Source organism: Myxococcus sp. CA040A (assembly GCF_013336725.1).
GTDB classification, from domain to species: domain Bacteria; phylum Myxococcota; class Myxococcia; order Myxococcales; family Myxococcaceae; genus Myxococcus; species Myxococcus llanfairpwllgwyngyllgogerychwyrndrobwllllantysiliogogogochensis.
The window spans coordinates 1,573,529-1,596,115 of the sequence record NZ_JABUMR010000001.1; the positions used below are offsets into that span (position 1 = coordinate 1,573,529).

The following is a 22,587-nucleotide window of genomic DNA, read 5'->3' on the forward strand; positions in this document are numbered from 1 at the left end:
GTCCTCACGGCGAGAATCCCACGGACCCGCAAGGGCTTTCACTCAAAGCGAGACTCGCTCTGGATTCACTCCTTCACCGGGTAGCAGACCCTGGGCCGCGCGCGAGAACACTCAGTCCCGCGCGCAGCCCCCAGCCCTGGATGCCAGAGTCCTGTGCGGGGATCGCAAGGGGGGTCACGAGGCGCGCCTGGGGCCGCAGGCACTGAAAATCTGCTTCACCTGCTCCCTGACGACGAAGGGGAGTGCGGCCGGGTCCGCTTCGATGGACTGCGCGAGTGCGGAGACGTATCCGGCCACGTCAGTGGTGCGCTGGGGACTTTGGATGATCTCCTGCAACCGTCTGAGTTCGACATCCCACTTCGCCTGGTCCTCGCCAAGCTCCTCGATGCAACGGAGCGCCCCCATGTATTCAGCGAGTGGGTCGAGTGTGAACTGAAGCTCCGCGTTCGCGACCCCCGCATTCTCGAGGAGCCGCAGTTCGTCGACGCAGCACGTGAGGAATTCACGGGCGTTGTCCAGCGCCTCGGCTCCCTCGCCAAGGCTTGCTCCACATGCCTGCACCAGGGCCGCGATTGCTTCGTCGACGCCAATCTTGTCGGAATGAAAGCCATACGTGCATCGGCGCGCGAGGACGCGGATACCGCGCGCCGCGTCGATGTGTGCCCACTTCGCGGTGACCGCGGGAGAAATCACCTGGGCGACGTACAGCGCGAAGAGGTTGGGGATGGAGGTCGGCTGTGGCACGGAGGGCTCCGTGCCGGCTTTGCTGTCTGTCGCGAGCGCCTTTGGGACCCTCAGCTCGACGAACAACGTTGCCAGCAGCGGGGTACTCCCTCGCTCTCGGGCGAGGTGCTCGATTTCGAAGCACAAGTGGTGGGCTTCGGTGGAAGGAAATCTCGCGGTGTAGCCCTTCTGGTCGACATAGGTCTGGACAAACCCGGTGAGCGCCGCGCCCCGGAGGCGATCCAACTTGAAGCGCTTGCGGCCTGGGCAGTCGGCATACTCATCCGCTCGGGACGTCACGAGCAGCTTCGCGACCGGGAAGTCTGGAGCGCACGGGTTGAAGGTCTGAGCGGTGGAGTCGGGTCGCTCCGAAAGCCGGTCGAGAATCACGAGGAGGCGCCCCTTCAGGAGCATCTGCGTTACGAGCGTGGGAGACAGGTCCGTCTCCCCGGAGATCGACTGGAGCGCGCCTCGGGCGAGCTCGACAATCTTCCTGGGGCCGTCGTCCTCCTTGACGCCCGTATCCGTGATGAAGAGGGGAACGATGCCGAACCGGGCGAGTGCGCGCTGTGCGATGCCGACGGCCAGGGTCGTCTTCCCGGCGCCTCCTTCACCCATGAGGAGCAGGCAGCGGCGACCGGAGGCGCCGACCTCCAGATCGAAGAGGTCTGGAGTGAGCGACATGGCGCGGTTGTTGTTGTCCCGTCCTGGAACAGGGAGGCACACGGACCGCGCGGAGACGACGGCGAGCGAGTCGAGGTTCGCGGTGATGGTCTTTGAAAACCGCTGGGTCCAGGCACCGAGTACGCGGGGGTGATAATGGAAGAATCCGACGACAAGCAGGTGGCGCGCCGGAATGGGAATCTCTGTCAACCCGAAGAGCTTGAATGGAATGCTGAAGTTCAGCTTGTCATTGATGAGGAGGAGCCACAGCGGCCTGTACTTGAGGACGAGCAGCACGAGCAAAGTGAGGGCGATGTAGCAGGCAACGCCCCAGGCAATGGACTGGCGACCGAGGATCCAGAGCTTCAGGGCGAGGAGTGGGTGAGCAATCTTGTAGTTCGTTAGGGTCTCCAGTTGCTGTTTCGCATGTGCCACGTCGATGGGAGGCCGCGGGTCGGAATCGAGTCGCGCGAGAATCCCCTGTAGGAGCGGGATCAACTCGATGCTGTTGGAGATGCCGATCTCGGACGCCAGGGCCCTGAAGGCGTTGCGCGCCGCGGTCTTGAGCGTGGGGGACTTCGCGGTGGAGGCCACGGTGAAATAGGCGTCGAGCAGTGCACCCGCATGGGCGGACGACCGTCCGACGACGACGGGATTGATGCTCCCGATGATGAGCTGTTTGACAGTCTCGTTCCTCGTCTCGCCCTTCAGGAACTCCGTTGTCTGCTGGGCGTTTTCGGAGAAGCGGGTCCCGACGAGCCTGGCGATGGCGGGCTGAACGTCGTGCTGCTCCTCGTCCGTACTGTGGAGCAGCGTCCAGAAGGTCATACCGACTGTCTCCCGGTCGTTCTGCGTGTCCAGGAACTCCGCGAAGGTGCTGCGCGTTCTCTCGCCCAGGAGCGTGGGATCCACGAGCACCTCCAGGCAGGTTTTCAACTCCGCTTTCGAGAGCTGGGAGAGGTGGGTACGGATTGCGCGCGACGCCGCCAGTCGCAGGGAAGGGGGGCGGGACCTGTCGGAGAGAAGCTTGATGATTCGCTCCCGTTCACCTTGTGGGAGCGGGGTCAGGTCCGCCGAGGACGCCAGTCCCAGCACGGCATCCTCGAGGAATTCGTCATCGTTGCTCTCGCGGGCCACGCTTCGGAGCAGCTCAAAGGCCTCGTGTGCGAGCGAGTCCTTGTGGTCGGAGATGATGATGCGCGTGAGCATGCGGATTGCCATGGCACGTGCGAGTGTCGTTCGCGAGGCATCCTCGACGATGCGGCTGACCGGGGCTGCGAGTTGCTGCCGCAGGGATGCGTCCACTTCAGGGATTCTGAGGATGGCGATGACGACGTCGGGATGGGTATCCTTGCGAGACAACCATTCGACCAACATCCCCTCATTCGAACTGCCACTCAATTGATTCTTGGCCGCGGCCGCAATGGCTTGAGCCGCCAGGTGTGGCGTCGCGAGCAGGTTTCGTGCTTTTTCGACGAGGGTGTCCTGGAGGGCGGTTCGCCGTTGTTGATGAGAAGGGTTGTCGCCGACGTTCCCGCCCATGAGGTCCTCGATGACGCTCAGGAGCGCGCTCTTCCGGCGAGCATGAAGTTGCGGCTCATCGAGCAATGCGATGGCCTTCGTCGCGACTCCCAGCCTCTCTTTGACGGGCAGGTCGGAGAGGTCCTTGCCCCTGAACGATATCCCTGACAAGGATTCGATGGCGAAAGCGGAAATCATCGGGTCGGCGATACGTTCAAGCGACTGGATGACCTTGAGGGGCTCCGCGGAGCAGAAGACGCCGAGGCTCATCGAGAAGAACTGCCGCACGGTCAGCTCTTCCGAGTCATCCGTGCTCCGGGAGATGCTTGTGTCGCAGAAGATGGCGCTGTCTGGAGCAGAGGAGAGTGAGTAGCGCTGGCCCAGCATGAGGGCAACGATCCGGATTGATGCCTTGTCAGTCTTGTCTTCCAGGATGTTCTTGATGATGGACACTTCCCCTGCGCGGGTCACCGGGGGAAGACTCGTGGGGTCATCCATGTCCTCTTCGGAGAAGATCAGGCGCATGGCTTCGGCGAAGCGTTCGTCGGCGGGCTTGCTCTTGTCGGCGACGGCCTGGAACAGGGCCGCGCGTTCTTCTTGGGCTTCGGCGGTTGCGCCGCGGAAGAACACCAAGGCAAGCGCCAGGGACACCCACCAGCGAATGATTGCCCTCTCAACGCCGTGCCGCATGCTTGCCCCCAGTTGCTCAAGTCTGGTGCCGGCTGCTCCAACTGATGCGTTCAATAATCATACTGCTGGCATGATGTCGAATGTGAGTGCGTTACCACCCCGCACGGCGAGAGCGGCAGTTGATGGGCTCCTGTCGGACAGTGCCCCCGACCCGCATCGCTCGCTTGCGCGGATCCATCTCGTCGCCGCGTGGCTTCGACGCGCTCTGCCCGGCGAAGGCGGGACATGTCATTGGTTCTATCCAGCCGATCCAGTTCCGCGGCTGAGCCACATCATTCAAGACGCGACCCATGATAGGTTTTTTGTGACTCACGCGAGTCAAGGAGCACCGGGAAGCGGTGTCGACGCCAGACGTTTCTGTCTGTCGGGCCAATCCCTGAAAGTGAGCGGGTTTGTGGCTCGCGTGTCGCGGGGCGGGTCACGCCGCATCCCGCTCCGCGAGGAGGAGGAGGGCCCTGAGCGTCGGACGCCTCGGGTGGGGGTGGTGAGGACGAAGCGGTGGTGGCCTTCCGCGTGGTGGGCGGAGCCGCCCGCAGTCACACGCCACGGTCCTCGGCCGAGCCGGTGCTGACACCCGTCCCCTGGAGCGGCGCTGCTCCAGGTTGTTGATGAACCGGGTCTCGACGTTCCCGGTGAGAGTGTCCTCGATGATGTTTTCGAATCGGCTCATGAGCGGCGGTGTTGCCGCCGCCCTGGGCCCGCGTTCCCCAGTCTGACTACTCGCCCTCTTCGACGGTGAGCTGGTACGAGTCCTGGAAGTTGGCCTCGCGGTTCTTCGCGTCACGGACCTCGAAGATGTAGACGCCGGGCTCCGCGCTGTACCGGATGCTCTCCGGCTGGTCGCCCTTGGCGCGGTCCGCTGTCTGCACGAGCGACAGCTTCCCGTCCGGCTGCACGCGGTGCAGGTACAGGCCCACGTCAACCTTGAGGATGCCCAAGAGCGTCGCCCTCAGCGGCGTGCGCACCGGCCGGTCCGACAGGTCCACGCGGTAGTAGTCCGAGTCCTTCACCGGGAACACCGTGCCGCGCACCGCCTTGCCGAGCGCGAGCTCCTGCGCGCGGTCCACCGTGTTGTTCGGCTCGCGCTCCTCGCCACCGTTGTCCGGCACCGTGGAGACGCTGATGCGGTAGGGCTGCTCCGCGTTCTCGAAGTCCTTCACCCACTTGCCCTCCACCTTGCGCGACGCGCCCTCCACGCGGAAGTAGCAGGCGCCGGTGCACGAGACGTTGTTGAGGCGCTCGGGCTCCTTGAGCGCGCCGTCATTGGCGCGCAGGAGCACCGTCTCCGTCTGCCCATCACCCTGGGCTGGCTCCACCATGGACAGCACCAGGTCCAGCCGCTCCACGCCGGACAGCTCCACCTTCGCCAGCACCGGCTCCGTCGTGCGCAGCACGAAGTGGTCCACGTCTCCCTTGGGCGCCAGGAACCCCTCGCGGTACCCACCCGCCGTCAGCGGCGTGGCCTTGTGCAGCTCGTCATTGGGCTCCAGCTCCGCGTTCGCTCCGGCCTCCTCCTGCGTCACGGTGAGCGTGTACGGCGTGCTCGCATTGAACGTGCGGCGCGCTTCCTTGCCCGCCCCCGTCCAGCCGCCCTTCACCACCACGTAGACGACCCGGTCCGTCGCACGCACCCCGATGTTGCGCAGCGACAGGGCCTCGCCCTCCTTGCCACGCAGCGAGAACAGCGGCGCCTCGGCCGCGGACAGCACCGAGATTTCCGGCCGCACGCCCTCCACCGCGGACAGGTCGATTTTCAGCGCCACCGAGGGAGGCTCGGGCGGAGGCGCCGCCACCCCCGCATCCGTGATTTGCGCCACGCCCGTCTCCGGAGTCGGCGCGGCGGCGGGCTCACCTCCACCGAACGTGCCCGTGGGGGAGGGGGGCGTGTCCAGAGGAGCCGCACCTTCCTCGGGCGTCCCCGTGGCCGCGCCGCTCTCGGAGCCAGGCACCGGGCTCGGGGGAGGCGTCGCTCCCTGGGTGGGCGCTTCCCCTGGAGCCGCAGCTCCGGGGGGCACCGTGCCCTCGGCACCCGAGTCCGCGTCGTTCGCCGCGGGCGCGCTCGTCGGCGCGGCGGTCTCCGGCAGCTCCACCCGGTACCAGTCCTCGTCGCCCGCGTGGCCCAGGAACGCCGTCACAGTCTGGCCCAGGGGGAGCGCAATCGCGTCCACCGCCCTGTCGTTGGGCTCGTGCTCCTCGCCGTCATTCGCGGCGCGCATCTTCACGCTGAGCGTGTAGGCCCCGCCCACGCCCTTGCGCGCGGGCGCCACGCGCACCCAGCGCTCGCCGTCCACGTAGAGGTTGGGGAAGCGCTCCGGCTTGCCGTCGCCCTCGCTGTTGATGGAGGCCAGCCGGTTGCGGTCCCGGTCATAGACCTCCAGGGTGATGTCTCCGCCCGGCAACCCGGACACGGTGACGTCCGCCACGCGGGGGGCAGGGGGCGCGAGCCGATACCAGTCCTCGTCCGCCTTGTTCGGCTGGGCCGCCAGGTCCGCCGTCACCGTGCTGTCCCGCGTAATCGTCAGGGCCTGCTCGGGCCGCTCGTTGGGCTCCTGCTCCGTGAGGGCGGATGGCCCCGTCTCCACGGGCCCCGCGTCGGGCACCTCGCTCGGCTTGTCGTCCTTGCAGGCGACCAGCGTCGCGGCCAGCACACAGACCCACCCCCAGCGTCGCATCACGTTTTCTCTCCGCATCGGGCCGCATCACTTCCCCGCGGCGTCCGGGTGTCAAGCACCCCAACACCCGGGCCCGTGCTTTCATCCGTGATGAAAGGCCCACCCCGGGCCCCTCCAGACGGCCTTCCCGGTCGGGGACTGGAGCCACCCTCACGGTGCGATCAAAGATGGGCGCATGAGCCGCCTCCCCCTCGCCTTGTTGCTGCTCGCGTCCGCCGCCCCCGCCGCGTCCAACGCCCCGCCGGGGTATGCCCAGGCCGCCGACTACCTGGAGCGCGAGCGCCAGCCCGAGCGTTACTCGCCCCTCCACCTGCTCGACGGTCGCGACTCCACGGCCTGGTGCGCCACGGGCGCCACCCCGGCCCCCGTCACCATCGGCTTCAAGGACGTCGTCACCATCGACGAGGTGCGCGTCTACACCGGTGATGGGACGGACAAGGCCTCGTACAAGGCCCACGCCCGCGCGAAGAAGCTCACCCTCACCAGCGTGGACTCCGCCAAGAGCCTCAAGGTGGAGGACAAGCGCGGCCTGCAGGTCGTCCCCATCAGCCCGTCCCTGAGGGGCAACCGCTTCACGCTCGAGGTGGCGGAGCGCTTCCCCGGTTCCGGCGAGGCCGCCCCTGTCTGCGTCACCGATTTGATCTTCTACTCGGGGGGCAAGGCGCTCAACGGGACGTGGCTCGCGCCGCGCCTGCGCTACGACTCGCGCCTGGCGCCCCTGTTGGGGACGTGGTTCAGCGGCCTGGACGGCGCCCCGGACCGCTTCCTCTCGTTCTACGTCGACGGGACGTACCGCTTCGCCCACGAGCCGCTGGAGGGCGGTGAGCCGAGCGCCGTGACGGGCACCTATGCCCTGTCGGGTTCTCGACTCACGCTGGAGGTGCCCAAGCGCGGAAAGGTGACGGCGCGCCTCCAGAAGGCCGCCCCGGAAGGGGCCACCTCGGCTGGAGCCACACTGGAACTCGACGGCGCGGTGGCCGAGGAGTGGGGCCGCGCCTTCCGCGGCCAACCCTGAACCGGCTGCGACTGCCCGGTGGGCCGTCTAGAGGGAGGCCGCCTTCTTCTTGCCACCGAAGTGGCGGAAGAACGCGATGATCTCCTCGACGGCGACCTTCACATCGGTGGCGTCCTCGAACTCCGACTCCAGGAAGATGCCACCGCAGGATTCGCAGGTGTCGTAGTGCAGGGGATGCTGGCGGTCGCCGCCATCCACGCGGACCAGATCGACCAGACATTCAGGGCACTGACCGGTCAATGCCTGTGCATCTACCTTGCCGCCCTGGCTCTCCAGCCCGGGGAGGTTGTTGTGGAGGAGGACCCGGTTCAGGTCCGCGACGTCAATCCACAGTCCGCCGCAATCTCCACACCTTCGCAACGTCTGGTCATCCCCCTCGAGATCAACCATCTCGACGTTGCAGCTGGGGCAATCCATGGCGCGGGTCAATCTCCTTCAATGGGGGACACACGTCCCCAGTGGTTCGGAGAATGATAGGTCGTGCGAATTTTGGGATGCAACCCGGGTTGCCGCTTCTGTTGGCAACGCGCCTTCTGGGGTCGTTCGGCCCCGTGTCCCTCGGTCCCTCAGGCCTTCGCTTTCACGCGCCGGATGTCCGCCCCCAGGGCACGCAGCTTGCGCTCCAGGCGCTCGTAGCCGCGGTCCAGGTGGTAGACGCGGCTGACGTCCGTACGCCCCTCGGCGCGCAGGCCCGCCAGGATGAGCGAAGCGCTCGCCCGCAGGTCTGTCGCCATGACGGGGGCGCCACTGAGGGTCTTCACGCCCTTCACCACCGCCGTGTGCCCCTGAACAGTGATGTCCGCCCCCAGTCGGTGCAGCTCCGGAACGTGCATGAAGCGGTTCTCGAAGATGTTTTCGCTGATGACGGATGTCCCATGGCTCACACACATCAGCGCCATGAGCTGCGCCTGCATGTCGGTGGGAAACCCAGGATGTTCGGTGGTGGTGATGTTCACCGAGTTGAGGGTGCGAGGGGCCTTGCAGCGCAGGCCCCCGGCCTCGGCGGTGAGGGTGCACCCGGCCTCGCGCAGCTTGTCGATGACGGCGTCCAGGTGTTCAGGGACGGCGTGTTTCACCAGGACGTTGCCGCCGGAGATGGCCGCGGCCACCAGCAGGGTGCCCGCTTCGATGCGGTCCGGGAGGATGGCGTGGTCCACGGGCGTGAGGCCCTCCACGCCTTCGATGGTGATGATGGACGTCCCGGCGCCTTCAATCCGGGCGCCCATCTTGTTGAGCACCCGGGCCAGCTCCTCGATTTCGGGCTCGCGCGCGCAGTTCTCCATCACGGTGCGGCCCTTGGCCAGCACGGCCGCCATCAGCACGTTCTCCGTGCCGGTGACGGTGATGACGTCGAAGTTGACGGTGCCGCCCTTGAGCTGCTTGGCCCGGGCCTCCACGTAGCCTTCCGTCAGGGTGATGTCCGCGCCCAGGGCCTTCAGTCCCTTGAGGTGCTGGTCGATGGGGCGCGCGCCGATGGCGCACCCGCCGGGCATGGACACCCGGGCGCGACCGAAGCGCGCGACGAGCGGGCCCAGCACCAGCACGCTGGCGCGCATCGTCTTCACCAAGTCGTAGGGGGCCTCCGGGGTGATGGCCCCGTTGACGCCCACCTCGCACACGTCCTTCTTCCGGCCGGTGAGCCGCTCCGCGTCGCAGCCCATGGTGCGCAGCACCTTGAGCATGGTGACCACGTCGGCCAGGTCCGGCACGTTGCGGAAGGTGGAGGTGCCATCCGCCAGCAGCGCGGAGGCGAGGATGGGCAGCGCCGCGTTCTTCGCGCCCGAGACGACGACCTCGCCGTGCAGCTCGGCGCCGCCCTTCATCACAATCTTGTCCATGCTGTTTCCGGCCCTCAGCCCTGTGGCCCGCTGGCCGCGGGCTGTGTCCCAAATGCCATGCGCTCCCGCCGCTCCAGGTCCTTCTCCACCCGCGCGTCCTCGTAACCGGCCGCGCGCAGCAGCTCCAGGACCGCGGCGCCCTGCGTCTCACCCATCTCCAATGCAAGGAGGCCGCCAGGCTCCAGCCACTTGCGCGCCTCCGTCACCACCCGCCGGAGGGCGACCAGGCCGTCCTTCCCGCCGTCGAGCGCCAGCCTGGGCTCGCGCCGCACCTCCGCGGACAGGCCGGGAATCTCGTGCGAGGCGATGTAGGGAGGGTTGGAGACGATGACGTGGAAGCTCGCGTCGGCGGGCAGCGGGGAGAACAGGTCTCCCTGGAGCACCGTCACCCGCTCGGAGACCTTGAGCGTCTCCGCGTTCTCACGCGCCAGGGCGCACGCATCCGGAGACAGGTCCGTGGCCGTCACGGCGAGCTGGGGGCGCTCGGCGGCGAGGCTGATGGCGATGCAACCGGAACCCGTGCACATGTCGAGCGCGCGAGCAGGCGAGTCCTTCGGCAGCACGCGCAGGGCCGCCTGGACGAGCAGCTCTGTCTCCGGCCGGGGGATGAGGACGCGGGCGTCCACCTTGAAGGCGCGGTTGTAGAACTCGCGCGTACCCGTGAGGTACTGCGTGGGCTCTCCCGCCAGGCGCCGTTCAATCAGCGCGCGGAAGGCGGTCAGCTCCTCCTTGGACAGGGGGCGGTCCAGGTCCACATACAGCCGCACGCGCCCCGTCTTCAGCACGTGCGACAGGAGGATTTCCGCCGTGAGTCGCGGCGCATCCACCTGCCGCTTCTCGAAGTGCTGTGTCGTCCAGGTGAGGACCTTGCGGATGGTCCAGGTCTCGCTGCTCATGCTTCGGACTGGGGCCTCGGGCCGCCCATCTGAGCCTTGAGCGCCTCCGCCTGGTAGAAGGTCCGACAGGCGGTGATGATGTCCTCGATGTCGCCCATCATCACGGCGGGCAGGTTGTGCACCGTGAGGCCGATGCGGTGGTCCGTCAGCCGGTCCTGCGGGAAGTTGTAGGTGCGGATCTTCTCGCTGCGGTCGCCGGTGCCCACCTGCGAGCGGCGCGTGGAGTCGCGCTCGGCGCGGATGCGCTCCTGCTCCATCTCGTAGATCTTCGCGCGCAGCATGCGAAGGGCCATGTTGTAGTTCTTCAGCTGGCTCTTCTCCTGCTGGCACTTCACGACGATGCCCGTGGGCCGGTGGGTGAGGCGCACCGCGGAGTCCGTGGTGTTGACGCTCTGCCCGCCCGCGCCAGTGGAGCGCATCGCCTGGCGGTCGATGTCCGCCTCGTTGAGCTTCACGTCCACTTCCTCCGCCTCCGGCATGACGGCCACGGTGATGGTGGAGGTGTGGATGCGGCCCTGAGTCTCCGTCGCGGGCACGCGCTGGACGCGGTGCACGCCGGATTCGTACTTCAGGTTGCTGAAGACGGCGTCGCCGGACAGCGTCACGGTGGCGTCCTTCACCCCGCCCGCGTTGCCAGCGCTCATGTCGATGATGTCCGACTTCCAGCCCCGCTGATCCGCGTACCGGAGGTACATCTGCATGACCTCCTCCGCGAACAGCGCCGCCTCGTCGCCGCCCGCGCCCGCGCGAATCTCCAGGATGACGTTCTTCTCGTCATTTGGATCCTTGGGCAGGAGCAACAGCTTGAGGCTGCTCTCCAGGCTGTCGCGCTGCTCCTTCAGTCCGGGCAGGGCCTCGCGCGCATAGCTCTTCTCGTCGGCGCTGCCGGCGTCGAGCCACACATCCACTTCCTTGAGGTCGGCGAGCACCTGGCGGTACGTGCGGAACGTGTCCACCAGCTTCTCCAGGCCCGCCCGCTCCTTGGAGACCTTCTGAAGCCTCGCCGAGTCGGCGAGGACGTCGGGGTTCGACAGGTCCGCGGTGAGGCGTTCGAACCGGCGCTCGACGTCTTCAAGTTTGTCAATCATCGTCGTTCCAGGGGGTATTGCCCCTTTGTCCGGCTGCTGGCAAGGGAGGACGGAGTCAAGAAATTCCTTGGCCGCTCGGGCGGTAGCATGAAAGAAGGGCCGCCCTCACCGCCGGATCCACTTGGCGGTCGGTTTCACATCACCACACGGAGTCCTTCCACATGCCCGCCCAGAAGGGAAATCGTTCCAAGAAGAAGGTCGCCAACCGTGCCAAGGGCCGGAAGGCCCAGCTGAAGCGCCGCCGTAGCCGCGCCAAGAAGGGCCAGTCCAACAACAAGGTCTGACGCTCCGGTTACTCCCTCCCGCCAGTCGCGGGGGAGGGAGACGGCCTTGCCCACGGCGCCAGCTCGGGGAGCATCCGCTCCACCCCCGAAGAGCTGTTGGCCAGCAGTCGCAGCACCTCCTCGGCCGCCTCCCCGGTGACGGGCACGGGCTGGAAGGGGAGCTCCGGGAAGCGGTCCGTGCGCAGCGGCAAGACCTCGCTGGAGAGGTAGCCCCCCGGACCGAAGCGGCCCTTCCACAGGGCGCCCCGCTTGTCGCGCGGGTTCCAGTTGCCTCCGAAGACGAAGTTACCCAGCGAGTAGACGACGGGCGCCCCCCGGTGCAGCTCCATCGCCTGGAGCACGTGGGGGTGGCTGCCCAGCACGCCCGCCGCGCCCGCGTCGATGGCGGCGTGGGCCAGTCGCACCTGGTAGGGCTCCGGCACGTAGGTGCCCTCGCGGCCCCAGTGGAAGAAGGGCAGCACCACGTCCGCCTGATGCTTCGCGGCGAGGATGTCCTCGCGCAGCATGCGCTCCATCACGTCCACGTCGGAGAAGTGGCCGGCGACCCCGGGCGTCGTCTCCGTGGCGTAGACCTCTGGTGGCTCGATGTTTCGCTCGCCCAGGAAGAAGTACCCCAGGAGGGCCACTTTCACGCCTCCCACGGTGATGACAGCGGGGCGGCGCGCCTCGGCGAGCGTCCTGCCCGCGCCGAAGTAGGGGATTCGAGCGGCCTCCAGCGTCACCAGCGTGTCCACCAGTCCCTGGGCGCCGTAGTCCATGAGGTGGTTGTTGGCCAGGCTGACGACGTCCACGCCGCCGGCGACGAGCGCTCCCACCAGCTCCGGCCGGGCGCGGAAGTTGAAGTTCTTGGCCAGCTTCTCGCCGCCCTCGGTGAAGGGGCACTCCAGGTTGACGACGAAGAGGTCGGCCGCGTCACCCAGGGCCCGGACCTCCTTGAAGCCGTAGGCGAGCATCTCCTCGCGGGAGCGGCCCTTGGCCACCTGGTCGTCGAAGTACTTCTGGTGGTTGTGACCCAGCGTCACGTCCCCGCCGACCACCAGGGTGATGGGGCGAACGGGGGGCCCGGCGTCCGGGAGGCCGGCCAGTGGAACGGTCGCTTCCGGGCTTTCGGGAGGCCCTGCGTCCTCTGGAGAACGGGGCTCCACGGAGGGGGGAGGGGCCTCCGCCACGGGGGCGGGGCGGGGATGACAGGCGGAGAACAGGAAGAGCAGGAGGGCGGCGTGGCGCATGGACGGAGGGAAACTCTACCTTGCACCCTTTGTTGCGCGACGCGTAGATTGCCCGGCGCTCTCATGGCCCGGGAAAAGGACAACATCGCGCTCTCCGACGAGCACAACACTCGCGGAATCGAGCTGGCGGACCGGGGTTGGCTCGATGAGGCCATCAAGGAGTTCAAGAAGGCCATCGACCTGGACCCGAGCTCGGCGCACGCGCACGACAACCTGGCCACCGTCTACGCGGAGAAGAAGCTCTTCCGCGAGGCCCTCACCGAGTACCTCACCGCCCTGAAGCTGGAGCCGGAGAGCGCCACGGCGCACTACAACCTGGCTTGCTTCCTCTCCACGCATGCCGGGGAGATGGCGGTGGAGGAGTACAAGGAAGCCATCGAGTTGGATCCGGAGTACCCGGACGCGCACCTCAACCTGGGCCTCACGTACGCGGACCAGGGGCGGGTGGAAGAGGCGATGCGCGAGCTGCAGGCGGCCATCGAGCTGGACCCCCAGGACGCGTTCCCTCGGCACGAGCTGGCGGCGCTGATGATGGACGAGGGGGACTACCGCTCGGCGATTACGTTGCTGAAGGACGTGGTGCGGCTGGAGCCGGACAACTTCGAGGCGCAGCTCGATTTGGGCATCTGCTACGCGCAGAAGGGCTTCTACGCGGAGGCCGAGCGCGCGTATGAGCGGGCTCGCGCGCTGAACGCGGAGGACCTGCTGCTCAACTACAACCTGTCGGCGCTGTACGCCCTGTGGGGCAGGCCGAAGGACGCGGTGCAGTACCTGAAGGCGGCGCTCACGGCGGACCGTCAGAAGGTGATGGGGTGGCTGTCCACGGACCCCATGTTCGACGCGCTCAAGGGCGACGCCGACTTCGACGCCTTGTTCTGAGCCATGGGAATGGAATGGGTGTTCCTGGGGCTGGCGATCCTCCTGGTCTTCGCCAACGGCTTCTTCGTGGCGACCGAGTTCGCCATCGTGAAGATTCGCGCCACGCGCCTGCAGTCGCTCGTGGACGAGGGCACGCCGGGCGCCGCGCAGGCGCTGCGGATGGTGGAGAAGCTGGACGCGTACCTGTCCGCCACGCAGTTCGGAATCACGCTGGCCTCGCTGGGCCTGGGCTGGCTGGGTGAGCCCGCCTTCGCCAAGCTCCTGGAGCCCGTGCTGACGCGGCTGGTTCCCGAGGGCGCGAGCCCCACGCTGGCTCACACCGTGTCGGTGGTCATCGGCTTCAGCATCATCACCTTCCTGCACATCGTCCTGGGAGAGCTGGCGCCCAAGAGCCTGGCGATTCAGCGCGCGGAGGCGACCACGCTGGCCGTGGCGCTGCCGATGCGGGCGTTCTACTTCCTGTTCTATCCGGCCATCATCCTGCTCAACGGGCTGGCGGCCTGGGTGCTGCGCATCTTCGGCCTCCACTCCGTGGGAGAGGCGCACGAGGCGCACAGCGAGGACGAGCTGCGCGTCATCCTCCACAGCTCCGCGCAGGCGGGGGCGATTACGACGGCGCGCGCGGAGCTTTTGGAGCGCGCGCTGGAGATGGCGCAGAAGACGGCGCGGCAGGTGATGGTGCCGCGAAACCAGGTGAAGTTCCTGGACGTGGAGGAGCCGCTGGAGAAGTGCATCGCGGACGCGCGCGCCGCGGGGCACACGTGGCTGCCGGTGTGCCGGGGCAACCTGGACGAGGTGGAGGGCGTGGTGAACGCCAAGGACCTCTTCTTCCTCCTGTCTCGCGGTGAGCTGCGCAGCCTGGCGCAGGTGCAGCGGCCGGTGCTCTTCATCCCGGAGAACGCGACGCTGGAGCAATTGCTCGCGGAGTTCCGCCGCCGCCGTCGTCAGACGGCCCTTGTCGTCGACGAGCACGGCGGCACGTCGGGCCTGGTGACGATCGCGGACGTGGTGGCCGAAGTCGTGGGCGACGTGGCGGAGCTGGGCCGGCGGGTGGATGAGGTCCGCTCGCTGCCGGGCGGGCGCTTCGAGCTTCCCGGCACGGCGCAGTTGGATGACCTGGAGGAGCGGCTCGACGTCAGCTTCGACCTCGATGAGGACGAAGAGGGCGAGGTGACGACGATTGCCGGCTTCCTGATGGCGAAGCTGGGGCGCGTCCCGGAGAAGGGGGACTCGCTGCGGCTGGATATGTGGCGAATCCTGGTGGAGGAGGTGGACGGGCCCCGCGTGGTGCGCGTGACGGTGGAGCCCCAGTCCCGCGCCGCCCCTCGCTCGGCCACGGAGTCGTCGTCCTCGTCCGGCCCGGGAGAGCCGTCCCAGGGCTCTCCAGGAGAGATACCCCCCGCCTCGTCGTCGGGCGGCGAGTCCACCTAGCTGTCTGCCCCGGCCGCCGGGTTCAGGGCGCCGAGGGCACCTTCATGTCGGCCGCGGCCTTCTTCACGGGCCGGCGCGCCTTGCTGGAGGACTTGGCCTGCACGGGTTGGGGACGCTCCACCTTGAGCAATTCCAGGTCCGTGCTCTCCGCCGTGGCGAACTTGAGGATGCCCACGCCCGGCGCGAACCAGACATAGCTCTCCATGGAGCGGCCCTCGGAGCCAGGGCGGCTGGCGCGCGCGGTGACGATGTTCTTCACCTTCAGCGCCTTGAACGTGCCGGCCGCCACGGTGACCTCCTCCTCGCCCACGACAGTCGACTCCTTTTCGAACGTGGTGGCGATGATGGGCCGGATGCCGCCCGTCTTGCCCGCGGGGGGCTGGAGCTTCACCGACAGGCTGTTCTTCCACGAGCCGCCGGGCACCATGCTCGTCAGCGCGGGCACCGCCATGCCTTCCGAGCTCACCACCTGCACATCCATGCCGGACGCGGACAGCAGCGTGCCTTCCAGGCCGCCCAGGCCCGTGCTCATGCCCTCGGCGGTGCAGGTGGCGTCCGTCTCGCCCTGGCGGCCCTTGAGCTTCACGGCGACCTTGCCGCGCAGCCCCTCGGGTGTGGGTGTCACGCCGTGGGTGCTGATGACCATCTGCGACGACTTGCCCGCCCGGTAGGTGAGCGTCAGCCCTTCCTCCAGCGGGAAATACGGGTGGGGGCAGGGGGCCGGGGCTTCCACCGCCTGCGTGTCAGACCGGGGTGTTACCTCCGGCGTAGGGGACGCTCCCATGAGGAGCGTCAGGGCAAGAAAGGGCTGGTACGTACGCAACCTCCAGGAATGTCAATGGGAAGGTAGGGTGGGGCGGCCAGGGCGCAAGTCCAAGAGAGGACCCTCCTGCCCGCCTCTGGCCCGTTTGAAGGGCAAGCAGCCGAACGTATGGCCACGCGTGGCATGGTCACGCTTGATCGCCTGGATGGCGGCTGGTACTCCTGCTGATCGTTCCGAGGCCGATTTTTCGGCCTCGCGCTCACTTTTCACCTCGTACCTCGCGCCTCTTCCAGGAGCCCGCTGGCATGCGTATCAAGCGGTTGGACATCACCGGCTTCAAGTCGTTCATGGAGCGGAGCGTCTTCACTTTCGACGAGGGCGTCACCGGCATCGTCGGCCCGAACGGCTGTGGAAAGTCCAACGTCGTGGACGCCATCCGCTGGGTGATGGGTGAGCAGAGCGCGAAGAACCTCCGTGGCCGTGGCATGGAGGACGTCATCTTCAACGGCTCGGAGAACAAGCCGCCCCTGTCCATGGCGGAGGTGTCGCTCACCTTCCTGGTGGATGACACGGACCAGCTGTCGCCCCAGTACCAGGGCTACTCGGAGATCACCGTCACGCGGCGCCTGTTCCGCAACGGGGACTCGGAGTACCTCATCAACAAGACGCTGTGCCGGCTCCTGGATATCACCGAGCTGTTCCTCGGCACGGGCGTGGGCACCAAGGCCTACTCCATCATCGAGCAGGGCCGCGTGGGCCTCATCGTCTCCAGCAAGCCGGAGGACCGGCGCCACCTGCTGGAGGAGGCCGCGGGCGTCACCAAGTACAAGGCCCGCCGCAAGGCCGCCGAGCGGAAGATGGAGGCCACCGAGGCCAACCTCCTGCGCGTGACGGACATCACCAGCGAGCTGGAGAAGCGGCTGGACGCGCTGTCGCGCCAGGCGAAGAAGGCGGAGAAATACAAGAAGCTCAAGCAGCGCATGCGGGACATCGACCTGCACGCGGCCAGCCACCGCCACCTGGAGCTGTTGGCGGAGAAGCAGGTCCTCCAGTCACGCCTGCAGAACCTGGGCTCCGAGGAGCGAGAGAGCCTGGACCGGGTGAAGGAGCTGGAGGAGGCCATCACCCGGCGCCGCGCGGAGCTGGACGCGGAAGCCGCCGCCCTCCAGACGCTGGCCGCGGAGGTGCACGCGCTCGAAAGCTCCGTGCAGCGCGACACGCAGGAGCTGGCCTACGGCCGCCGTGACTACGACGAGACGAACAGCCGCGTGATGCAGGCCCGGGCGGAGCTGGACGGGCTGCTGGCGCGGCAGGCGGAGATGTCCGACGCCATGGCCGCCCGCGAGGCGGAGCTGTCCGGCATCGCCGGCTCGTGGAAGGAGGACGAGGTGGCGATGCAGGTGGCGCAGGAGGAGCTGCGCCGCGTCAACCACCTCCAGACAGAGGTCGCCCTGCGGCTGGAGCAGGAGCGCGCCGGGCTGGTGGCGGTGGCCACCCGACTGGCCAACCACGAGAGCAACCTGGTCAACCTGGCCCGTCAGCGCACCGACCTGGAAGCGCGTCGGGCCAGGCTCCAGGCGGAGCTGGACGGGCTGCGCGCGCAGGAGACGGAGCTGGAGTCGGTGCGCGGCGACGTGGCGAAGCGGGTGGAGGACACCCGGCACCTCGCCGCGGAGCTCGCCGAGCGCAAGGGGCAGGAGGAAGAGGCCCTCACCCGCACGCGCGCGACCTTCACGGAGAACGAAATCCAGGTCATCGCGCTGCGCGAGGAGCTGAGCGACAAGCGCAGCCGCCTGTCGTCCCTGGAGGACATCCAGAAGAACTACGACGGGTTCGACCGGGGGGTGCGCGCGGTGATGATGCGCGCCGGCACGGTGGCCCGGGAGCAGGGCATCTTCGGCCTCGTGGCGGACGTGCTCACCGTCACCCAGCGCTACGAGCGCGCCGTGGAAGCGGCCCTGGGTGAGCGGCTCCAGCACGTCATCGTGGAGAGCCGCGACAAGGGCGTGGAGCTGGTGGAGTACCTCAAGGGCCACGCGGAGGGCCGCGGCAGCTTCCTGCCCGTGCCCATGCTGGACACCCTGCAGCCCGTGCTGGAGCCGGACTTCGAGCGCCCGGGTGTGCTGGCCCACGCGCTGCGCGAGGTGACGTGCGAGGAGGCCCTGGCGCCCGTGGTGCGGATGCTGCTGGGAGATGTGGTCATCGTCCAGGACCTGGCGTCGGCGCGTGCGTACTCGGAGGCCGGTGGTCCCCAGTGCACGCTCGTCACCCAGGAGGGCGAGGTCTTCCGCGCGGACGGGACGATTGTCGGCGGCGAGCGCGAGGGCGCGGCGGTGGGCGCGCTCCAGAAGAAGCGTGAAATCGCCGAGCTGGCCACCGAGGTGGCCCGGGTGGAGGAGCGCTACAACGAAATCCTCACCCGGCACTACACGCTCCAGAAGCAGATGGGGCACACCGAGGGCGTCCTCAAGGGGCTGGCGAAGAACCAGCACACCGAGGAGGTGAACCTCGCCAGCCAGGAGAAGGACCTGCACAAGGCGGGCGAGGACCTGGCGAAGGTGCGCGAGCGCCTCCGGGCCCAGGAGCTGGAGGACGGGCAGCTGGGTCAGAGCCACATGGCGCTGGCGAACGAGGAGGAGACGAGCCGGGGCGAGGTGGCCCACGGCCAGACGGACCGGGAGTCGCGCGAGGAGCGCGTCCGGCAGCTCTCCTCCGAGCAGGAGTCGCTGCGTCAGCGCTCCGAGTCCGCCAATGGCGAGCTGACGGGCCTGCGCATCAAGGTCGCCGCGGGCAGCGAGCGCGGCGAGTCCGCGCGCAAGGAGCTGGACAGCCTGGTGACGCAGCGCCGGGAGATGGAGACGCGCGTGGCGCGCCTCCAGGCGACGCTGGCGGAGGGGGGCTCGCGCACGGAGGAGCTGGCGCGGCGCACGGCGGAGACGGAAGCGGGGCTGGCCCAGCGCGTGGAAGAGCACCGCGTGGCCGCGGAGGGCCTGGAGACGCGGCGCACCGCGCACACCACGGCCTCGACAGAGGTTCGTGAGCAGGACGCCCAGTTCCGCGAGCTGCGCGGTCGGGTGGAGGAGCTGATGCAGGGGCTGTCGCAGATTTCGCTGCGCGAGCGCGAGATTGCCCTGGAGCTGGAGCACCTGTCGGCCGGCATCCGCGAGCGGCACCAGGTGGACCTCTCGCTGGAGCTGCACCGCTACCACCTGCTGCCTTCCCTGGCGCCGGAGACGGAGGCGGAGCTGAAGGACCTGCGCGCCCAGGTGGAGAAGATGGGGGAGATCAACCTCACCGCCATCGACGAGCACGCGGAGCTGTCCAAGCGCTTCGACTTCCTCATCGCGCAGAAGACGGACCTCCAGGCCTCCATGGGTCAGCTGCGCGAGGCAATCACCCGCATCGACGCCACCAGCCGCGAGCGCTTCAAGCAGACCTTCGACGTGGTGAACGAGAAGTTCCAGGCCATCTTCCCCCGCCTGTTCGGCGGTGGGCGCGCCAGCCTGGTCCTCACCAACGACGGCCCCAATGGCGAGCCGGGCGTGGAAATCGTCGCCCAGCCGCCGGGCAAGAAGCTGCAGAGCGTCAACCTGCTCTCCGGTGGAGAGAAGGCCCTCACCGCCGTGGGCCTCATCTTCGGCATCTTCCTCATCAAGCCCACGCCCTTCTGCCTCCTGGACGAGGTCGACGCGCCGCTGGATGAGGGCAACGTGGGCCGCTACAACGACATGGTGAAGGAGATGAGCAGCCAGTCGCAGTTCATCCTCATCACCCACAACAAGCGGACCATGGAGGTCTCCAACACCCTCTACGGTGTCACCATGGAGGAGCCGGGCATCTCCAAGCTCGTCAGCGTGCGCATCAGCGAGGCCAGCGCGGCCAACGACGACAAGATCAGCGCGTAGTCGTCCTCACGACGCTGGAAACACAGAAGGCGCGGGTCCCGGAAGTTCGGGTCCCGCGCCTTCGTGCGTTTCAGCCCGCTGGGGACTGCTTACCGACTACTTGCCCTTGTAGGACTTCTTCGGGCACGCCTTCTGGTCCGCGTCCGCGCGGGCCTGGGCGGCCGTCAGGTCCTTCTGGGTGTTGGTCAGCGCCGTCTGGCTGGCCGTCTCCACCGGCGTCCAACCCTCGGCGTCCGTCGTCTTCAGCTCCTGCACCAGCGCCACGGAGGCCTGGTCCACGGCCTGCTGGGCCTCCAGCGCCTTCACCCAACCCTGCGCGGCCTCCACCAGGGCGTTGCACTTGCCGGCCAGCTCGTCGAACAGCTTGTAGTCCTTGGTCTTCTGGTACTTCGCCACCACGGCCTCGAACGACTCGGCCGCCGCGGCGCGGGCGCCGAAGGCGATGGCCGCGTCCGCCGCGCGCTGGTTGCGGACGACCTCCAGCTGGAAGAAGCGCAGCTGGGGGGGCAGGGCGCTGGCGGCCTCGGTGGCTCCGGAGTTGAAGTGGACGAAGCGGTGCGGGTAGCTGAGCTTGTCCGTGGACAGCTTCGCGGGCACGGCGACAATCTTCGTCTTGAGGCACGCGGCGAGCTGGTCACCCTCGGTGCTGCCGGAGGCGTCGAACGTCACCTCGGCGACGGGCTGGCCCTTGGTGAGCGTCATGTGGGACGTCAGCACCGGCGGCGTCTGCGCCTTGTAGGTGGCGTAGCAGTCGCACCAGCCCTGCTGGGCCAGGCGGACGGCGCCGGAGAAGTCCGAGCCGTCGTTGACGCCGAACTTCACCGTGGCGCTGGCCGTGGTGTCGTGCTCGAAGGTCGCCGTGGACTCCAGCGGCTGGGCGCCCTTGGCCAGGGGCTTGGGCTGGACGAGCTTGTCCACCACGGCCTGGATGCACTGCGTGCCCGTGGGGGTGAGGTTCTCACCGGTGATGGTGTGGGTGCCGCCCGCGTCCGTCACGGTGGTCTTCACCGTCGCCACCGTCTTCTCGGCGGGGCCCCGGTTCTGCGGGGACACGAGGCACTCGAGTACTTCCGGCCGGGTGGTGAGCATGGCGCCCACCAGCACGCCCTGATTGGACGCCGGCAGGGTCAGCTCGCGCGGGAAGCAGGTGGCCACGTCGAACGCGGGCTGGTTGCCAATGCGCACGCGCTCCTCGGTGGTCTGCGGCTTGGCGGCCGTGTCGGCGCTCTCGGCGGGCTTCTGCTGACCGGCGCAGGCGGCGGTGAAGACGACGGAGGCTACGACGAGACGACGCAACATGCGGTTGTTCTCCATGGGGTGGAACTGCGAGGGGGCACTCACTTCTCCAGGCCCTCGGCGTTCTTGAGGTCCTTGAGGCGAAGCCCGTTCTTCTTGAGCAGACGATAGAGGCTCTGCATGGACAGCCCGGTGCGCTGCTCGGCGGCCTTCATGTCGAAGCCCACCGTGCGCATCACCTCGGCGAAGTAGAGGCGCTCGAAGTCGGCCAGCACCCTGTCCTTCGCCTCGTGGTACGGCATGCCGGTGACGAGCGTGGCCACGTGGGTGCCGGGCGGCTGACCTTCCGGGCGGCGCGAGGGCTGGGCGAGGAAGTCCAGCCAGCTGGTGTTGCCCGTCTCCTCCATCAGCGCGCCGCGCTCGAGCACGTTGCGCAGCTCGCGCACGTTGCCCGGCCAGTCATAGCCCTCGAAGAGCGCGAGCGTCTGGGGCGTCAGCGTCACGCTGGCGCGCAACGTCTGCGACAGGGCCTGCGCCAGCGAGGGCAGGTCCTCGCGGCGGGTGCGCAGGGGCGGCAGGCGCACGCGCGCCACCGCGAGGCGGAAGTACAGGTCCGCGCGGAAGCGGCCCTGGCGCACGTCCTCCTCCAGGTTGCGGTGCGTGGAGGCGATGACTCGCACGTCCACCGGCACGGGCTGGCCGTCCAGCGAGGGCACCTCGCGCGCGTCCAGCACGCGCAACAGCTTGCCCTGCACCATCAGCGGCAGCTCGCCGACCTCATCCAGGAAGAGCGTCCCTCCCCGGGCGGCCTCGAAGACGCCGCGCGCCTCCTTGTCCTCCGGGTCGCTCGCGCGCAGACCGCCGAACAGCTCCCGCTCCGCCTTCTCCTCGGAGATGAGGTTGCAGTCGACGACCTTGAACGGGCCATGCCGCCGCGACGAGTGCTGATGCACCGCGCGCGCCGCCAGCTCCTTGCCGGTGCCCGTCTCGCCCTCGATGAGCAGGCTCATGTCCTCGCGGGCCACGCGCCGCAGCTCCGTGAAGACCCACCGCATCTTCTCCGAGGAGCCCACCAGCGCGCCGAAGGACTCGGCGCCCGCGAGCTCCACCTCGGTGGGCTTCGCCGCCACCTTCACGGCCAGCTTCGTCTTGCCGAGCTCGACCTTGTCTCCGCGGCCCAGGTACGCCTGAAGCACCTGTCGCCCGTCGAGGAAGGTTCCGTTGCGACTGCCGGTGTCGCGCAGCAGGAGGCCTCGCGGCGTGCGCTCCACCTCGAGGTGACGGCGGCTCACCGTGGTGTCCGTCAGCACCAGGTCGCTTGCGGGGTCCGAGCCCACGCGTACCAAGCCATCCTGGGTCGTCACCTTCTTGCCCTTGTCGGGGCCAGACACCACCTCCACGGTCCATTCGTGAATGGGGATGCGGGTGGTGCGGCCTTCTTCTTTGTCCGTCTGGGTGGTCTGGGTGACCTCGGGCCTGGGCTCCATCATGGGTCCTCTTTAGGTGCGAGGGGACCGGGCGGGCAAGCCCGACGCACCATGTGCTCGTGCCCGAACTGGTCAGGGCAGCATGAGTGGAAGAATCTTCCCGGAAGGCTGTTGCACGTCAGCCTTCTGCGGAAGGAGCGCCCCGTGCGCGTGGACCGGGGCGGGGGTGGCGCGTCGGAGTGTCCCCGCTCGGGCCTCCGGGCGAACGACTCCCCAGCGCGCGGTGGCTTCGGAGCGGGGCCTGGGCCCTCGTCCGTGCTTTGCGCG

General features: G+C 68.1%; 15 protein-coding genes. 5 read left to right on the top strand and 10 right to left on the bottom strand.

Features of this window, described 5'->3' with window-relative positions; genetic code table 11:
- Positions 1-174 precede the first annotated feature (174 nt).
- Both HUA75_RS06460 and HUA75_RS06465 read right to left on the bottom strand, forming a co-directional pair.
- A complete protein-coding gene (locus HUA75_RS06460) occupies positions 175-3,597 on the bottom strand; it encodes a hypothetical protein (protein ID WP_217445914.1) in 3,423 nt (1,140 codons plus the stop codon).
- A gap of 716 nt (positions 3,598-4,313) precedes the next feature.
- Positions 4,314-6,269, bottom strand: a complete 1,956-nt coding sequence (locus HUA75_RS06465) for an ABC transporter substrate-binding protein (RefSeq protein WP_174485929.1) — start codon at positions 6,267-6,269, stop codon at positions 4,314-4,316.
- Between the two features lie 175 nt (positions 6,270-6,444).
- Between HUA75_RS06465 and HUA75_RS06470 the strand changes: the two genes are divergently transcribed.
- Positions 6,445-7,284, top strand: coding sequence for a hypothetical protein (locus HUA75_RS06470; protein WP_174453588.1), 840 nt, complete (start codon positions 6,445-6,447; stop codon positions 7,282-7,284).
- Between the two features lie 27 nt (positions 7,285-7,311).
- Here HUA75_RS06470 and HUA75_RS06475 read toward each other — a convergent pair whose 3' ends face one another.
- From HUA75_RS06475 to prfA, 4 genes are all read right to left on the bottom strand, one after another.
- Positions 7,312-7,701 (bottom strand): zf-TFIIB domain-containing protein, encoded by a 390-nt coding sequence (locus HUA75_RS06475; protein ID WP_141646542.1) that lies wholly within the window; start codon positions 7,699-7,701, stop codon positions 7,312-7,314.
- Positions 7,702-7,850: 149 nt separating this feature from the next.
- Complete coding sequence (gene murA, locus HUA75_RS06480; protein WP_141646541.1) at positions 7,851-9,122, bottom strand: UDP-N-acetylglucosamine 1-carboxyvinyltransferase; 1,272 nt, start codon at positions 9,120-9,122, stop codon at positions 7,851-7,853.
- A 14-nt stretch (positions 9,123-9,136) separates the two neighbouring features.
- Entirely contained in the window at positions 9,137-10,018 is an 882-nt protein-coding gene (gene prmC, locus HUA75_RS06485) for a peptide chain release factor N(5)-glutamine methyltransferase (protein ID WP_174485808.1), read from the bottom strand.
- Complete coding sequence (gene prfA / locus HUA75_RS06490; RefSeq protein ID WP_141646539.1) at positions 10,015-11,106, bottom strand: peptide chain release factor 1; 1,092 nt, start codon at positions 11,104-11,106, stop codon at positions 10,015-10,017. Before prfA ends, prmC begins: the two co-directional genes overlap by 4 nt.
- Positions 11,107-11,267: 161 nt before the next feature.
- Here prfA and HUA75_RS47495 point away from each other — a divergent pair, with 161 nt between their 5' ends.
- A complete protein-coding gene (locus HUA75_RS47495) occupies positions 11,268-11,390 on the top strand; it encodes a hypothetical protein (protein ID WP_013941470.1) in 123 nt (40 codons plus the stop codon).
- 8 nt (positions 11,391-11,398) lie between these two features.
- Here HUA75_RS47495 and HUA75_RS06495 read toward each other — a convergent pair whose 3' ends face one another.
- The gene (locus HUA75_RS06495; protein ID WP_174485809.1) at positions 11,399-12,619 is read right to left on the bottom strand and encodes a CapA family protein; all 1,221 of its coding nucleotides are present in this window, start codon (positions 12,617-12,619) and stop codon (positions 11,399-11,401) included.
- Between the two features lie 63 nt (positions 12,620-12,682).
- Between HUA75_RS06495 and HUA75_RS06500 the strand changes: the two genes are divergently transcribed.
- Complete coding sequence (locus HUA75_RS06500; RefSeq protein WP_141644800.1) at positions 12,683-13,498, top strand: lipopolysaccharide assembly protein LapB; 816 nt, start codon at positions 12,683-12,685, stop codon at positions 13,496-13,498.
- Positions 13,499-13,501: 3 nt separating this feature from the next.
- The gene (locus HUA75_RS06505) at positions 13,502-14,929 is read left to right on the top strand and encodes a hemolysin family protein (protein ID WP_174485810.1); all 1,428 of its coding nucleotides are present in this window, start codon (positions 13,502-13,504) and stop codon (positions 14,927-14,929) included.
- Between the two features lie 22 nt (positions 14,930-14,951).
- Here the strand turns inward: HUA75_RS06505 and HUA75_RS06510 are convergent, their stop codons facing one another.
- Complete coding sequence (locus HUA75_RS06510) at positions 14,952-15,662, bottom strand: hypothetical protein (protein ID WP_371746065.1); 711 nt, start codon at positions 15,660-15,662, stop codon at positions 14,952-14,954.
- 335 nt (positions 15,663-15,997) lie between these two features.
- Between HUA75_RS06510 and smc the strand changes: the two genes are divergently transcribed.
- Positions 15,998-19,597, top strand: coding sequence for a chromosome segregation protein SMC (gene smc, locus HUA75_RS06515; protein WP_174485812.1), 3,600 nt, complete (start codon positions 15,998-16,000; stop codon positions 19,595-19,597).
- Between the two features lie 96 nt (positions 19,598-19,693).
- Here smc and HUA75_RS06520 read toward each other — a convergent pair whose 3' ends face one another.
- A complete protein-coding gene (locus tag HUA75_RS06520) occupies positions 19,694-20,896 on the bottom strand; it encodes a hypothetical protein (protein WP_141644803.1) in 1,203 nt (400 codons plus the stop codon).
- A gap of 38 nt (positions 20,897-20,934) precedes the next feature.
- Complete coding sequence (locus HUA75_RS06525; protein ID WP_141644829.1) at positions 20,935-22,320, bottom strand: sigma 54-dependent Fis family transcriptional regulator; 1,386 nt, start codon at positions 22,318-22,320, stop codon at positions 20,935-20,937.
- Positions 22,321-22,587: the final 267 nt, after the last annotated feature.